General features: G+C 70.8%; 15 protein-coding genes. 10 read left to right on the top strand and 5 right to left on the bottom strand.

Annotated features, from left to right (window positions below; all coding sequences use genetic code 11):
- Window positions 1–73: 73 nt before the first annotated feature.
- Window positions 74–925: a hypothetical protein gene (locus OG905_RS18100; protein WP_328672905.1), complete on the bottom strand. Its 852-nt coding sequence runs from the start codon at window positions 923–925 to the stop codon at window positions 74–76.
- A gap of 40 nt (window positions 926–965) precedes the next feature.
- Here OG905_RS18100 and OG905_RS18095 point away from each other — a divergent pair, with 40 nt between their 5' ends.
- From OG905_RS18095 to ilvD, 4 genes are all read left to right on the top strand, one after another.
- Window positions 966–1,898, top strand: coding sequence for a Ppx/GppA phosphatase family protein (locus OG905_RS18095; protein WP_328672903.1), 933 nt, complete (start codon window positions 966–968; stop codon window positions 1,896–1,898).
- Between the two features lie 23 nt (window positions 1,899–1,921).
- Entirely contained in the window at window positions 1,922–2,752 is an 831-nt protein-coding gene (locus OG905_RS18090) for a sugar phosphate isomerase/epimerase family protein (RefSeq protein WP_328672901.1), read from the top strand.
- Window positions 2,749–3,363 carry a TetR/AcrR family transcriptional regulator gene (locus tag OG905_RS18085; protein WP_328672899.1) on the top strand — a complete coding sequence of 205 codons (615 nt, stop codon included), beginning with the start codon at window positions 2,749–2,751 and terminating at the stop codon, window positions 3,361–3,363. The genes OG905_RS18090 and OG905_RS18085 overlap by 4 nt, the downstream gene beginning before the upstream one ends.
- Before the next feature lie 149 nt (window positions 3,364–3,512).
- The gene (ilvD, locus tag OG905_RS18080) at window positions 3,513–5,363 is read left to right on the top strand and encodes a dihydroxy-acid dehydratase (protein WP_328672897.1); all 1,851 of its coding nucleotides are present in this window, start codon (window positions 3,513–3,515) and stop codon (window positions 5,361–5,363) included.
- 380 nt (window positions 5,364–5,743) lie between these two features.
- Here the strand turns inward: ilvD and OG905_RS18075 are convergent, their stop codons facing one another.
- Complete coding sequence (locus OG905_RS18075) at window positions 5,744–7,885, bottom strand: serine/threonine-protein kinase (RefSeq protein WP_328672895.1); 2,142 nt, start codon at window positions 7,883–7,885, stop codon at window positions 5,744–5,746.
- A gap of 156 nt (window positions 7,886–8,041) precedes the next feature.
- Here OG905_RS18075 and OG905_RS18070 point away from each other — a divergent pair, with 156 nt between their 5' ends.
- Genes OG905_RS18070 through OG905_RS18060 form a run of 3 tightly spaced genes read left to right on the top strand, consistent with a single transcriptional unit; the run spans window position 8,042 to window position 9,680 of the window.
- On the top strand, window positions 8,042–8,341 hold the full coding sequence (locus OG905_RS18070; protein ID WP_328672894.1) for a peptidase: 300 nt from the start codon (window positions 8,042–8,044) through the stop codon (window positions 8,339–8,341).
- A 21-nt stretch (window positions 8,342–8,362) separates the two neighbouring features.
- Complete coding sequence (locus OG905_RS18065) at window positions 8,363–8,884, top strand: hypothetical protein (protein WP_328672892.1); 522 nt, start codon at window positions 8,363–8,365, stop codon at window positions 8,882–8,884.
- 25 nt (window positions 8,885–8,909) lie between these two features.
- Window positions 8,910–9,680 (top strand): class I SAM-dependent methyltransferase, encoded by a 771-nt coding sequence (locus tag OG905_RS18060; RefSeq protein WP_328672890.1) that lies wholly within the window; start codon window positions 8,910–8,912, stop codon window positions 9,678–9,680.
- A 36-nt stretch (window positions 9,681–9,716) separates the two neighbouring features.
- On the opposite strand, the gene OG905_RS18055 is transcribed toward OG905_RS18060, so the two are convergent.
- Window positions 9,717–10,184: a hypothetical protein gene (locus OG905_RS18055; RefSeq protein ID WP_328672889.1), complete on the bottom strand. Its 468-nt coding sequence runs from the start codon at window positions 10,182–10,184 to the stop codon at window positions 9,717–9,719.
- Window positions 10,185–10,287: 103 nt separating this feature from the next.
- Between OG905_RS18055 and OG905_RS18050 the strand changes: the two genes are divergently transcribed.
- Window positions 10,288–11,100: an ABC transporter ATP-binding protein gene (locus OG905_RS18050; RefSeq protein WP_328672887.1), complete on the top strand. Its 813-nt coding sequence runs from the start codon at window positions 10,288–10,290 to the stop codon at window positions 11,098–11,100.
- Window positions 11,097–11,834 (top strand): ABC transporter permease, encoded by a 738-nt coding sequence (locus OG905_RS18045; RefSeq protein WP_328672884.1) that lies wholly within the window; start codon window positions 11,097–11,099, stop codon window positions 11,832–11,834. The genes OG905_RS18050 and OG905_RS18045 overlap by 4 nt, the downstream gene beginning before the upstream one ends.
- Here the strand turns inward: OG905_RS18045 and OG905_RS18040 are convergent.
- Both OG905_RS18040 and OG905_RS18035 read right to left on the bottom strand, forming a co-directional pair.
- Window positions 11,831–12,448 (bottom strand): hypothetical protein, encoded by a 618-nt coding sequence (locus OG905_RS18040; protein ID WP_328672882.1) that lies wholly within the window; start codon window positions 12,446–12,448, stop codon window positions 11,831–11,833. The genes OG905_RS18045 and OG905_RS18040 overlap by 4 nt on opposite strands.
- Window positions 12,441–12,947 (bottom strand): SigE family RNA polymerase sigma factor, encoded by a 507-nt coding sequence (locus OG905_RS18035; RefSeq protein WP_328672880.1) that lies wholly within the window; start codon window positions 12,945–12,947, stop codon window positions 12,441–12,443. The genes OG905_RS18040 and OG905_RS18035 overlap by 8 nt, the downstream gene beginning before the upstream one ends.
- Window positions 12,948–13,084: 137 nt before the next feature.
- Between OG905_RS18035 and OG905_RS18030 the strand changes: the two genes are divergently transcribed.
- The gene (locus OG905_RS18030) at window positions 13,085–14,017 is read left to right on the top strand and encodes a L,D-transpeptidase (protein WP_328672877.1); all 933 of its coding nucleotides are present in this window, start codon (window positions 13,085–13,087) and stop codon (window positions 14,015–14,017) included.
- Window positions 14,018–14,047 lie beyond the last annotated feature (30 nt).

Below are 14,047 nucleotides of genomic sequence, written 5' to 3'. Positions count from 1 at the left end.
GGGTGCGCCCATCAAGCCCGTCCGGCGTTCGAGGGCCGGGGAGGTTGGGCCCACGACCCGCGGCCCCCGCCCCTCAGTCCCTCTTCGGGTCCGCCGGATGCGGCGCCACCAGAGGAAGCTGGGACGACAGCCGCGCCTCGCACAGCTCCACCAGTACCTCGTACGCCGCCTTGCCCATCAGCTCCGTCAGCTCCGGCCGGTACGTCACGTACACCGGCTCCCCCGCCCCGTGCGCCGACGTCGCCGACGTGCACCACCAGTGCAGGTCGTGGCCGCCCGGACCCCAGCCCCGGCGGTCGTACTCGCCGATCGAGACCTGCAGCACCTTCGTGTCGTCGGGCCGCTCGATCCAGTCGTACGTCCGCCGCACCGGCAGCTGCCAGCACACGTCCGGCTTCGTCTCCAGCGGCTCCTTGCCCTCCCGCAGCGCCAGGATGTGCAGCGAGCAGCCCGCCCCGCCCGCGAACCCGGGACGGTTCTGGAAGATGCAGGAGCCCTCCCAGCGCCGCGTCTGGCGTTCGCCGTCCTCGTCGAGCTGGACCCAGCCCGTCTCCGCGCCCACGTCGTGGAACTGCCACAGCTCGGGAGTCAGCCGCGCGACATTCTCCGCGACCCGCTTCTCGTCGTCCTCGTCGGAGAAGTGCGCTCCCAGCGTGCAGCACCCGTCGTCCGCGCGGCCCGCCTGGATGCCCTGGCAGCCGCTGCCGAAGATGCAGCTCCAGCGCGAGGTCAGCCAGGTCAGATCGCAGCGGAAGACCTGTTCGTCGTCGGCGGGGTCCGGGAATTCGACCCACGCGCGTGCGAAGTCCAGGCCCTTCTCGTCCGGCACAGCGTCCGGCACAGCGTTCTGCACGCCGTCCCGGTCGCGCTTGTTCTGCTTCGGGGGCTTGGCTTTGCCCGGCTTCGCCTTTTTCGTCTTTGGCACAGGCCAAGGGTATGTCCGCGACCGCAGTAGCGTTCGGTCCATGAGACTCGGAGTCCTCGACGTCGGTTCGAACACAGTGCACCTGCTGGTGGTGGACGCGCACCCCGGCGCCCGCCCCCTGCCCGCCCACTCCTACAAGGCGGAGTTGCGGCTCGCCGAACTTCTCGACGACGACGGGGCGATCGGCCCCGCCGGAATCGACCGGCTGATCGAGACGATCGCCGGGGCGGTGCAGGCCGCCGAGGACCAGGGCTGCGAGCAGGTGCTGCCGTTCGCCACATCCGCGGTGCGTGAGGCCACCAACGCCGACGCGGTCCTCGCCCGGGCCAAGGCCGAGACCGGCGTGGATCTGCAGGTGCTGACCGGTGAGGAGGAGGCCCGCCTCACCTTCCTCGCGGCCCGCCGCTGGTTCGGCTGGTCCGCCGGGAGGCTGCTGGTCCTGGACATCGGCGGCGGATCGCTGGAGATCGCGTACGGGATCGACGAGGAGCCCGACAAGGCCGTGTCGCTGCCGCTGGGTGCGGGCCGGCTGACGGCCGGGATGCTGCCGGGCGACCCGCCCGACGCCGAGCACGTGAGGGCGCTGCGCCGCCAGGCGCGGACCGAAATCGCCCGTACGGTCGGAGAGTTCACCCGGCTGGGCAAGCCGGACCACGTCGTGGCGACCTCCAAGACCTTCCGGCAGCTGGCCCGTATCGCGGGCGCCGCGCGCTCCACCGAGGGGCTGTACGTGCAGCGTGAGCTCAGTCTCAAATCGCTGCGGGAGTGGGTGCCGAAACTCGCCACCATGACGGTCGAGCAGCGCAGCACGCTCCCCGGTGTCTCCGAGGGCCGCGCCCGCCAGCTGCTCGCAGGAGCCCTGGTCGCGGAGGGTGCGATGGAGCTGTTCGGCGTACCGGTCCTGGAGATCTGTCCCTGGGCGCTGCGCGAGGGCGTGATCCTGCGGCGTCTCGACCACCTCCCGGCTTCCTAGTGTTGGCCCGTACGCTGTCACCCGTGGCAGAACCAGTGGTGCGCATCCCGGATGCGAAGATTGTCCTGTCGACGGCTTCCGTCTATCCGGAGTCCACGGCGACGGCCTTCGAGATTGCCGCACGCCTCGGGTACGACGGCGTAGAGGTCATGGTCTGGACCGATCCCGTCAGCCAGGACATCGAGGCCCTGCGTCGCCTGTCCGACTACCACCGGGTGCCGATCCACGCCGTCCACGCGCCGTGTCTGCTGATCACCCAGCGGGTCTGGTCCACCGACCCCTGGGCGAAGCTCCAGCGGGCGCAGGCGGCGGCCGAGAAGCTGGGCGCGTCGACGGTCGTCGTGCATCCGCCGTTCCGCTGGCAGCGGCAGTACGCCCGTGACTTCGTCAGCGGGATCTGGCGCATGGCGCACGAGACGGACATCCGATTCGCCGTCGAGAACATGTACCCCTGGCGCTACCGGGACCGCGAGATGCTCGCGTACGCCCCCGACTGGGACGTCACCCAAGAGGACTACCGGCACTTCACGATCGACCTCTCGCACACCGCGACCTCCCGCGCCGACACCATGGCCATGGTCGACCGGATGGGCGACCGGCTCGGTCATGTGCATCTCGCCGACGGCAAGGGATCGTCGAAGGACGAGCACCTGGTGCCCGGGCGGGGCAACCAGCCCTGCGCCGAGCTCCTCGAACGGCTCGCCCGGTCCGGCTTCGACGGCCATGTCGTCATCGAGGTCAACACCAGGCGCGCGATGTCCGCAGCCGAACGCGAAGCCGACCTGGCCGAGGCGCTCGCCTTCACCCGGCTGCACCTCGCGTCGGCCGCCTCCTCGGGAGTGCGCGGCTCATGACCGGTGCGGCGGCTCCGCGGCGGCGCGGCCGCCCGGCCCGTACCAAGACCGACGAGGGGCCCGGCGCCCGGGACCGGATCCTTGAGGCGGCCCGTACGGAATTCGCCGAGCGCGGCTACGACAAGACGACCGTCCGCGGCATCGCCAGGGCCGCGGGCGTCGACCCGGCCCTCGTGCACCACTACTTCGGTACCAAGGACGAGGTCTTCGCGGCCGCCATCGAGGTCTCCTTCGAGCCGGCCCTGGTCGTCCCGGCCATCCTGGGCCAGGGCAACGAGGGCATCGGCGAGCGGCTCGCCCGCTACTTCATCGGGGTGTGGGAGAACCCGGCGACCCGGGGCCCGCTGCTGGCCATCGTCCGCTCCGCGCTCACGCACGAGGCGGCGGCCAAGGTGCTGCGCGGCTTTGTGCTGCGGCGGCTGCTGGAGCGGATCGCGGGGGAGCTTGACGTACCGGATCCGAAGCTCCGCGCGGAGCTCGCGGCCTCGCACATGATCGGCATCGCGATCCTGCGCTATGTGATCAAGGTGGAGCCGCTGGCCTCGGTGGAGCCCGAGGAGATCGTGCAGATGGTGGCGCCCACGCTCCAGCGGTATCTGACCGAAGCGTGAGCGACCGAAGCGTGACGACCGAAGCGTGAGCCGCACGTCCCGTATAGCGGACGGAGTGTCCAGATCTTGGAGCCTCGGCGTAGGCTGGTTTGCAGTCCTATCTGTCTGAAGGATCTGCCTGAAGGATCCGTCCGAAGGAGCGAGCGACGATGCCCGAGCTGCGGTCCCGCACTGTCACCCACGGCCGGAACATGGCGGGCGCCCGCGCCCTTATGCGGGCCTCGGGCGTAGCGAGCTCGGACATCGGCAAGCCGATCATCGCGGTCGCCAACTCCTTCACGGAGTTCGTCCCCGGGCACACCCACCTCGCCCCGGTCGGCCGGATCGTCTCCGACGCGATCCTGGCCGCGGGCGCCGTGCCCCGTGAGTTCAACACGATCGCGGTCGACGACGGCATCGCCATGGGCCACGCGGGCATGCTCTACAGCCTGCCCTCCCGGGACCTGATCGCCGACTCCGTCGAGTACATGGTCGAGGCGCACTGCGCGGACGCGCTGATCTGCATCTCCAACTGCGACAAGATCACCCCGGGCATGCTGATGGCCGCCCTGCGCCTCAACATCCCCGTCGTCTTCGTCTCCGGCGGCCCCATGGAAGCCGGTCAGGCCACCCTCGTCGACGGTACGGTCCGCAAGCTCGACCTGATCAACGCCATCGTCGACGCGGTCAACGAGAACGTCTCGGACGAGGACGTGCTGCGTATCGAGGAGAACGCCTGCCCGACCTGCGGCTCCTGTTCCGGCATGTTCACCGCCAACTCGATGAACTGCCTGACCGAGGCCATCGGCCTCTCCCTGCCGGGCAACGGCTCCGTCCTCGCCACCCACACCGCCCGCAAGGCGCTGTACGAGAACGCCGCCCGCACGGTCGTCGAGATCACCAAGCGCTACTACGAGCAGGACGACGAGTCGGTCCTGCCGCGCAATATCGCCACCCGCGCGGCCTTCGACAACGCCATGGCCCTCGACATCGCCATGGGCGGCTCGACCAACACGATCCTGCACCTGCTCGCCGCCGCCCAGGAGGCCGGGCTCGACTACGACCTCAAGGACATCGACGCGGTCTCGCGCCGGGTGCCCTGCCTGGCCAAGGTCGCCCCGAACGTCGCCCCCGGCGGCACGTACTACATGGAGGACGTGCACCGCGCGGGCGGCATCCCCGCGATCCTCGGCGAGCTCTACCGGGCCGGAATGCTCAACGAGGACGTTCACACCGTCCACTCGCCCGGCATCAAGGAGTGGCTGGAGACCTGGGACGTGCGCGGTGGCTCGCCGTCGGACGAGGCAGTCGAAATGTGGCACGCGGCGCCCGGCTGCGTCCGCTCGGCCACGGCGTTCTCACAGTCGGAACGCTGGGAGACGCTGGACACCGATGCGGCGGGCGGCTGCATCCGCGACGCGGCGCACGCGTACTCCAAGGATGGCGGCCTCGCCGTCCTCAAGGGCAATCTCGCGGTCGACGGCTGTGTCGTGAAGACCGCCGGTGTCGACGAGTCGATCTGGACCTTCGAGGGCCCGGCGGTCGTCTGCGAGTCGCAGGACGAGGCCGTCGACAAGATCCTCCGCAAGGAGATCAAGGAGGGCGACGTCGTCGTCATCCGTTACGAGGGCCCCAGGGGCGGCCCCGGTATGCAGGAGATGCTCTACCCCACGTCCTTCCTGAAGGGCCGCGGCCTCGGCAAGGCCTGCGCACTGGTGACGGACGGCCGCTTCTCCGGCGGCACGTCGGGCCTCTCGATCGGCCACGCCTCACCTGAGGCGGCGTCGGGCGGCGTCATCGCCCTGGTGGAGGACGGCGACCGCATCCGTATCGACATCCCGAACCGCTCGATCGAACTCCTCGTGTCGGAGGACGACTTGGCGGCCCGTCGTGAGGCGCTGGGTGGCGTCTACGCGCCGAAGAACCGCGACCGGCAGGTCTCGGCGGCGCTGCGGGCGTACGCGGCGATGGCGACGAGCGCGGACAAGGGAGCGGTCCGGGACGTGTCCCGGCTGGGCTGACCAACCGGGGGCGCTGCTCGACCCGGCGCCTGCGGCGGCCTTGTCCCCTACCGCCCTCCCCCTACGGCCTGGCGGCCGTGGGAGGTACCCCCATCCCGTAAACCCAGACCCCGTACGTGCTTCGCGCGTGTCCTCAAACGCCGGACGGGCTGGATGTGCGGCCCTGCCGCACATCTAGGGCGTGTTTTAGAAGTCGCGCCTGCCCCGCGACGCCTGGCACGCACACTCGCGGTGTTGTCGGAGTCGCCCAAGTACGTCCAGTACGAGGGCGACCCTCCGCCTTGCGATTGCACGCACCAGACGCCGCGGGGCCCGCCCTACGGGCGTACGGCGCTACTTCTAAAACACGCCCTAGCCCTGCCCGCGCCGCACCGCGCCCCTCACCACCCCGCCGCGCCCCGCCCGTCCAGCGCGAACACCGACCCGTCCGGCGCCATCCCGTACACCCTCCCGCCCCCCGCCACCGGCGCCGGCAGCGCCGACGCGAAGGTGTAACGCCCGTCGTCCATACGGGGTTTCGACTGACCGGTCAGCACCCCCCGCACCGCGTCCACCGCCAGCAGCCGCCCGTCCCCCGCCGTCACATACACCGCGCGCCCGTCCGCCGCGGGACGCGAGAGATGCGTGACCTGGGTCTCAAGGCGCCACAGCTGCGCGGGTTTCCTCCCGCTCGTGTCGAGGGCGATCAGCGAACCGCCCGACCCGCTCAGGTAGACGACGTCCCCGGACACCGCCACCGCCGCCTGCGCCTGGTCGAGCGGCGCGGACAGCACGATCCGGCGAACAGCACGCTTGCCGCCCGCGGTGTCGATTCGTACGACCGCGTCCGTGAAGCCGTCGGCGTTCGCGGCGAGCAGATACAGCGCCCCGCCAACGAACCGCACCGGGCTCAGCGACCCCTTGACCCGCTTTTCCCACAGCAGCTTTCCACTGCCCGGATCGACCGCGCTCACCAGCGTCGTCGTACCGTCCGGCGCGGGCGTCGCGCCCAGCGCGGGCCCGTCGCCGCCCGGGGACGAGACCCACTGGGTGCCGCGTCCGCCGCGCTGCCGGGTCCAGCGTTCCTTGCCCGTCGCGGCGTCGACCGCCCGCAACCGCCCGCTGTCGGTCACCAGCAGCACCACGTCGCCGCTGTACCGGACCGAGGAGTACGGGGAGATGTCGACGTCCCAGCGCACCGTGCCGGATTCGGGGTCGAGCGCCTCAAGCCGGTTCCCGCCGGGCGCGACAACCTGAAGCAGCCCTCCGGAGAGCACGGGCGTCATGCCCTCGTCGGTCTGCGCCGCACTGTCGGCCGCCTTCTGCGACCAGAGGATCCTGCCGTCGTCGGGGTCCAGCCGGGCCGCCTTGATCCCGGGCGCCGCGCAGTACAGCCCCCCGTCCGCCGCCGCGCAGACCGGTGTCCTGTTCTCGTCGTTCCCGCCGCGCAGGGGCACACTCCAGCCGTGGAAGCCCTGTTCGGCGCGCGGCGCGGAGTGAGCGCGTCCGGGGCTCCCGCCGTCCGCCAGCGACCCGGCGACCACGAACCCCGCCGTGACCAGCACCGCCACCGCCACCGCCGCGGCCGCCCACTTCATCTTCCGGCCCAGCCGCCGCCGCGGCCGCGGCCCGGCGGCAAGGCCCGGGGGCACGTTCTCGCGGGGGTCCGGCGTCCGCTGCACCGGTATGTAGGCCTGGGTGTCGTACGAGGACGAGGGTGACGATCCGCGAAGCGCGACCATCAGCTCGTACGGCGTCGGCCGCTCGTCCGGGTCCTTCGCCAGACAGCGCCGGAACAGCGGTATGAGGTCCGCGGGCACCCCCGCCAAGTCCGGTTCGTTGTGCACCACTTGGTACGCCACGATGTACGGGCTGTCCGAGTCGAAGGGCCCGCGCCCGGTCGCCGCGTGCACCAGCACCGCGCCCATCGCGAACACATCGGCTGCCGGCCCGACCTCGCGCGGGCGCTGGAACTGCTCGGGCGCCATGAACGGCGGCGTACCGATCAGCTTGCCCGTCTCCGTACGCAGATCGCTGTCCGCGGGACGGGAGATGCCGAAGTCGATGACTTTGGGGCCGTCGGGCGCGAGAAGTACGTTGCTCGGCTTGAGATCGCGGTGCACCACGCCGACGCGATGGATGTCGCGCAGCGCCTCGGCCAGGCCCGCGCCCGCCTTGCGCAACTCCTGTGCGCCCAGCGGCCCGTTCCGTTTCACCCGCTCGGCGAGCGTCGGGCCCTCGATGAACAGCGTGGCCATCCAGGGCCGTTCGGCCTCCGGGTCGGCATCGACCACAGGCGCGGTGAACGCCCCGCTGACCTTCCGGGCAGCCGCGACCTCCTGCCGGAACCGGGCTCTGAACTCCGGGTCCGACGCGTGCTCGGCATGGATGACCTTGACGGCGAGGCGCAACCCCGAGGCAGAGGTGGCCAGATGGACCACACCCATGCCGCCATTGCCGAGGCATGCCTCAAGCCGGTACTGCCCGGCATATTCCGGATGCTCCGCTTCCGGGAACTGACCGGTGCTGCGCAGCGGTGGCATTTCCCCACCCCCGTGATGTTCGTGCACACGCGCGACGCACGGAGCCTAGTCGATGATGCGTCCGATGCCGGTGTGGCTTGCTAGCCTGCGCGGCGTACGGGCGAACCGTACGGATCAAGCCACATTGGTCAAGTCGCATTGACGGGGGAGAGTTTCATGGCTGTCGAAGAAGTGCGGAGCGAGTCGGAGAGCTTCGAGGAGACCACGGTCAAGCGCTACCCGGTCGCGCCGGGCGTCGCGTTGAACGTCCGCAGCGGTCCCGGCACCAACTACCGGCTCATCAGGGTGCTGCCGGTCGGGTCGCGGGTGCCGATCAACTGCCAGAAGCCGGGGGAGTGGATCAGCGGCCCGTACGGCACGTCCAACCTGTGGGACAACATCGCGAACGGGGAGTACGTCTCCGACGCGTATGTGAACACGGGCAGCGATGGCTATGTGACCATCCGCTGCTCGTGACGGTACGGGGATAATCGCCCCGTGAGCGACCAGATCCAGAACACCACTGACGGCGCCGGTGACGGCCCGCAGCCCGAGCCCATCCGTTTCTTCGGTACGACCTGGGTGGGCCACGACGGGGGCTACGGGCCGCGCCGCGCCGCGGTAGCGGCCGGTTCGCTCATCGCCGCGCTCGCGGGCTGCCTCGTCCTGCGCTTCGCCTACCAGGGCCTGGCGATCGCCGACATCGGCGGCTTCGTCAACATGCTGGTCGTCGTCACCTTCGCGATCTGCAGCGCCGTCGCCTTCCGCAAGACCTGGGAGGGCTTCACCCGCCGCCCCACCGGCTCCGTCGGCGAGGACTCGCTTCGCAGCCTCAAGGTGATCGGCTTCGTCGGCGCACTCCTCGCGTATTTCTTCCGCTCGCTGGCCGAGGCGCCGGGCGAGAAGCTGCACCGCGAGGAGTACGAGACGGCTCGCAGCCAGTACGAGAAGCGCCGCGGCGCCCGCGCGGGCAATCCGGCCGCGCGCAGGCCGAAGGGCGCCAAGTCCCAGCGTAAATAGCCGTGTCGCGGTGAGGATGGAACGCATGACGAAAACAGATCACGCGCGGCGCGGGCTCTCCTTCGACACTGCGGCAGCCCAGTACGACGCGGCCCGCCCCGGCTACCCGCCCGCTCTCTTCGACGCCGTCGAGGAACTGACCGGCCGTCCCCTCAGGGGCTCCCGGGTCATCGACGTCGGCGCGGGTACGGGCATCGCGACCCGGCTGCTGCGGGAGCGCGGCGCCCACGTCACCGCGGTGGAGCCGGGCCCCGGTATGGCGGCCCAACTGCGCAGCGCCCTGCCGGACATACCGCTCGTGCTGGGCTTTGGCGACGCACTGCCGCTGGCCGACGGCTGCGCCGACCTCGTCGCGTACGCCCAGTCCTGGCACTGGACCGACCCGGAACGTTCCTTCCCGGAGGCGCTCAGGGTGCTGCGGCCGGGCGGTGCGCTGGCACTGTGGTGGAACGTCTCGGACAGCGATGTCCCGTGGATAGCCGCGCAGGACGAACGGCTCCGCGGCGAGCTGAAGAACGGCGCACATGGAGCCGCCGGCCCGGCCCGGCGCCTGCCGGAGGGGGTGGAGCGGGCGGAGCGGCGGGTCCACTGGACCCGGCGCGTCTGTCTCGACACCCACCTCGACAACCTCGGCAGCCACTCCCTTTTCCTGGTGCTGGGCGCGCAGGCCACGGCGTCCTTCCTCGCCCGGGAGCGCGCCGAACTGCTGAAGGTCTTTCCGGACGGCGTCGTCGAGGAGGCGTACGCGGTCGAGCTCAGTGTCACAGTCCGCGCGTCGGGATCGTCCACCCGGTAAGGCCCGCGCGTATCTGCCGACTCCCCCACGCCCACCTCACCGACGGCCCCGCGACACGCGCCCCACCACGCCCACCACACCGACCACCAGCGCCCCCCGCCACAGCCCCTCCCACAGGCTGCCGAAGAACCCCTGCGACGTCAGCACCTGCCGCACCACCACGTCCGACGCCACCATCAGAGCCCCCGGCACCGCCGCGACCCGCCACGGGTGGGCCGCCGCCCAGCGGCGTATGCGGCGGTCCGTATCGGCCGCCCCGGCAGCCGACGGTGCATCGCCCAGCACCGCCCCGGCCCCGCCGACCATGAAGAACAGCATCAGCGCGACCGACAACGCCCCGGCCAGCATGCCCAGTCCGATTCCGTCGTCGATCGCCCCGAGTGCGAGGGCAACCCCGCCGCCCAGCCCGCCGACCGCCGCCGCCGCACGCCACGGCCCGAGCGTCGCCGAGGCGATGGCGAGCCGCCGCCGCTCGGTCTTCGAGATCTCACTGTTGTGGCTCATATGTCCACAGTCCGCCGCCTTTCCCCCGGAGCGCCATGGGGGATGCCCCTGACGCACCCCCCATCTCTTGACGAGGTCCAGGCCCAGGCGCATTATTCATCGCATGATGAATTCTTCTGGCCTGGCTGTCCTGGCCCGCGGCCTCACCGTCGTACGAGGAGACCGCACCGTCCTGCGCGGCATCGACTTCACCGTCCCGCCCGGCCGTATCACCGGCCTCCTCGGCCCGTCCGGCTGCGGAAAATCGACCCTGATGCGTGCCGTCGTCGGCACGCAGGCCAAGGTCACCGGCACCCTCGAGATCCTCGGCAAGCCCGCCGACGACGCCTCCCTCCGCTCCCGGATCGGCTATGTCACCCAGGACCCCTCCGTCTACGACGACCTGACGGTCCGCCAGAATCTCGACTACTTCGCCGCCGTACTGGAACCCGGCCGCCGCCGTCGCGAGGCCCGCCGCGAACACGTCGCCCGCGCCATCGCCGATGTCGACCTCACCTCGCACGCCGACTCCCTCGCAGGCAGGCTCTCCGGCGGCCAGCGCACCCGCGTCTCCCTCGCCGTCGCCCTGCTCGGCGCACCCGAACTGCTCGTCCTCGACGAACCGACCGTCGGTCTCGACCCCGTCCTGCGCCGCGACCTGTGGAACCTCTTCCACCGCCTCGCCGAAGAGCGCGGCGCGGCGATCCTCGTCTCCTCGCACGTCATGGACGAGGCCGAGCGCTGCCACCGCCTGCTGCTCATGCGCGAGGGCGAGATCCTCGCCGAGGACAGCCCCGACGACCTGCGCCTGCGCACCCGCTCGGAGACGGTCGAGGCCGCCTTCCTCCACCTGGTCGACGAAGCCAACGCCCGCCGGGCCGATGACCGCAGGACCCGGATGCCGCAGACCCAGGCCATTGAGGAGAACGCCCGATGAGCACCTCACGCACCCTCGCCACCGCCGCCCGGGTCCTGCGACAGCTGCGCCACGACCCGCGATCCATAGCGCTGATGGTCTTCGTGCCGTGCGTGATGCTCTTTCTGCTGCGGTACGTCTTCGACGGCAGCGAGCAGACCTTCGACTCCATCGGCGCCTCGCTGCTCGGCATCTTCCCGCTGATCACGATGTTCCTGGTGGCCTCCATCGCCACCCTGCGCGAACGCACTTCCGGCACCCTGGAACGCCTCCTCGCCATGCCGCTGGGCAAGGGCGATCTGATCGGCGGCTACGCCCTGGCCTTCGGACTCGTCGCCGTCGTCCAGTCCCTCCTCGCCACCGGCCTCGCGCTGTGGGCACTGGGCCTGGACGTCATCGGCTCGCCCTGGCTGCTGCTCCTCGTCGCACTCCTCGACGCCCTGCTCGGCACGGCGCTCGGCCTCTTCGTCTCGGCCTTCGCCGCCTCCGAGTTCCAGGCGGTCCAGTTCATGCCGGCCGTGATCTTCCCGCAGCTGCTGCTCTGCGGTCTGTTCATCGAGCGGGAGAAGATGCAGCCCGTCCTGGAAGGGATCTCGAACGTCCTGCCCATGTCGTACGCCGTCGACGCGATGAACCAGGTCCTGCGCCACCCGGACGCCACAGGCGACTTCACCCGCGACGTCCTGATCGTCGCGGCCTGCGCGATCCTCGTCCTCACCCTGGGCGCGGCGACCCTGCGCCGCCGCACCCCCTAGTTGGGGACGATCACGTCCCCGACCTTGAGCTGGTCGTAGACCCACTTCGCATCGTCTGAGCCCACTGCGATCACGTTCGAGGAAACTCTCGTGATCTTGGACGCCTGCGCGATGTAGACGGGAGAACCGCCTGTCCTGGTCAGCTTCACCACCCACTGCGCGCCGTACACGTACTTGCCCTCCGGGAGCAGGTCGGCGGGCAACGTGCCCTTGGGGTACTTGTCGGCGACGGTGAGCCGGATCAAGGCGGTGCCTTCCTTCATCCACACGTCGATCGAGCGCGACCGGCCGTCGCGCCCGGTGACCGTCAGCACCATGTTCTGGGTGTCGAGGCTGGCCGCCGACAAGGGCGGCGGTGTCGGCAACGAAGGGCTCGGTGTCGACGCGGCAGGCGGCCGATCGGCCCCACCCGCACCCATCACCTGGGGGAGGCCGAACGCGACCCCCGCCACCAGCGCAACGGCCACAGCCGCCGTCCCCACGACCCGCCGACGCCTGCCCCGCGCCTCACCGCGACGCCGGATCTGCCCACCCGACAGCGACGGCGGCGCCTGTGCATCCGCGGCCAGCACCCGCAACGCGGAGCCGAGCGCGTCCGGCTCGTGCTCAGACATGGCTCCCCTCCCTCTCGTCGGCGGACTCCCCGGGAGACAACAACTTCGCGAGCGCGGCCCGCCCACGAGACAGTCGCGCCTTGACCGTACCGGCCGGAGATCCCGTCTCCGCGGCGATCTGCTCGATGCTCAGGTCGCAGAGATGGTGCAGCACCACCGCCTGCCGCTGCGCTTCCGGCAGCTGCCGCAGCGCCTCCACCAGCATCGTGTGCTCCGGCCCGGGCCCCGGCGTACGGTCCGCCGGCGGATGGTGCCGCACCAGCTCGAGCCACCGCCTCGCCCGCCGCCAGCGGCTCACCGCGAGCCGCATCGCGACCGTGCGGATCCACGCCTCCGGAGCCGCCTCGGCCAGGAAGGAGGCACGACGGTCCCAGGCCCGTACGAACGCCTCCTGGACCACGTCCTGAGCCTCGCCGTGATCCCCCGTCAACGCGTACAACTGCCCCACCAGGCGCGGGAAAGAGGCCGCATAGAAGGTGTCGAATTCCTCCTCGGTCACGAGCGGTAGGACAGCCGACGCGCCCCCGCGGTTCCCCCGGAACTTTCCGCGCCGCTCCTGCAACCTCCCCCTCTCCCCATGCGTACAGAAGCCGAACCAGCACAGCTGACCCATCAGCTGACCCAGGGGGAGGAACCATGCGAGGACACATCGGCGCCGCCGTACTCGGCCTGATCTGCGCACTGTCGCTCACCGGCTGCTCGGGAGCGAGCGTCACATCGGATGCCGCCGCGGCATCGGCGCGACCGGCCGACAACAGGTCAACCACGCCCCCTTCGGCATCCCGGCCCACGGCCACCCCGCCGACCGCCGCCACCCTCGCCCACCTGTCCGACGCCTCCGTCAACATCACCGAAGGCGAGCGGGTCGGCGTCGGCATGCCGATCTCGGTCACCTTCAAGCGCCCGATACCCGAGTCGGAGCGTGCCGACGTGGAGCTCCGGCTGAAAGTCACCGCCAACCCCTCAGTCACCGGCGCCTGGGCCTGGATCAAGGACCGCAACCTCCACGACGGCCAGCGCGTCGACTTCCGCCCCGCGACCTACTGGAAGCCGGGCACCAAGGTCAGCCTCACGGCCCCCTCCATCGCACGCGCCTTCACCATCGCCCGCTCACTCGTCGCGACGGTCGACGTCCGCAGCCACAAGATGACCGTGGCCGAGGACGGCGAGGCCACCCGGACCATCCCGATCACCGCCGGCGCTCCCGGCTACGACACCTGGAACGGCACGATGGTCGTCTCGGACAAGCAGCGCCGCGTCTATATGGACTCCCGCACCGTCGACATCGCCGACTCCTACCAGGGCTGGTACGGCTACGCCGTCCACCTCACCACCTCCGGCACCTACCTCCACGAGAACGACCGGGCCAACACCTTCGCGGGCCGCACCAACGTCAGCCACGGCTGCATCGGCCTTGCATCCGACGGCACCGCCCGCCGCTTCTACGAGCAGATCATCCCGGGCGACGTCATCCGTGTGACCAACTCCAAGGAGACCCTCGCCGCGGGCAACGGCTACGGCGACTGGAATCTCTCCTGGTCCCAATGGCGCTCCCGCAGCGCCCTGTGATCCCGCCCCTCGGACGTCACGGCACCGTCA

The organism is Streptomyces sp. NBC_00322, assembly GCF_036147535.1.
In the GTDB taxonomy this organism is placed as follows: domain Bacteria; phylum Actinomycetota; class Actinomycetes; order Streptomycetales; family Streptomycetaceae; genus Streptomyces.
This window is presented reverse-complemented; position numbering and strand designations above follow the sequence as displayed.

Excerpts from the sequence above, each read along its gene's own strand:
- OG905_RS18095 (WP_328672903.1), top strand. The coding sequence starts at position 966 with ATGAGACTCGGAGTCCTCGACGTCGGTTCGAACACAGTGCACCTGCTG.
- OG905_RS18085 (WP_328672899.1), top strand. The coding sequence starts at position 2,749 with ATGACCGGTGCGGCGGCTCCGCGGCGGCGCGGCCGCCCGGCCCGTACC.
- ilvD (WP_328672897.1), top strand. The coding sequence starts at position 3,513 with ATGCCCGAGCTGCGGTCCCGCACTGTCACCCACGGCCGGAACATGGCG.
- OG905_RS18075 (WP_328672895.1), bottom strand. The coding sequence starts at position 7,885 with ATGCCACCGCTGCGCAGCACCGGTCAGTTCCCGGAAGCGGAGCATCCG.
- OG905_RS18070 (WP_328672894.1), top strand. The coding sequence starts at position 8,042 with ATGGCTGTCGAAGAAGTGCGGAGCGAGTCGGAGAGCTTCGAGGAGACC.
- OG905_RS18060 (WP_328672890.1), top strand. The coding sequence starts at position 8,910 with ATGACGAAAACAGATCACGCGCGGCGCGGGCTCTCCTTCGACACTGCG.
- OG905_RS18055 (WP_328672889.1), bottom strand. The coding sequence starts at position 10,184 with ATGAGCCACAACAGTGAGATCTCGAAGACCGAGCGGCGGCGGCTCGCC.
- OG905_RS18050 (WP_328672887.1), top strand. The coding sequence starts at position 10,288 with ATGATGAATTCTTCTGGCCTGGCTGTCCTGGCCCGCGGCCTCACCGTC.
- OG905_RS18045 (WP_328672884.1), top strand. The coding sequence starts at position 11,097 with ATGAGCACCTCACGCACCCTCGCCACCGCCGCCCGGGTCCTGCGACAG.
- OG905_RS18040 (WP_328672882.1), bottom strand. The coding sequence starts at position 12,448 with ATGTCTGAGCACGAGCCGGACGCGCTCGGCTCCGCGTTGCGGGTGCTG.
- OG905_RS18030 (WP_328672877.1), top strand. The coding sequence starts at position 13,085 with ATGCGAGGACACATCGGCGCCGCCGTACTCGGCCTGATCTGCGCACTG.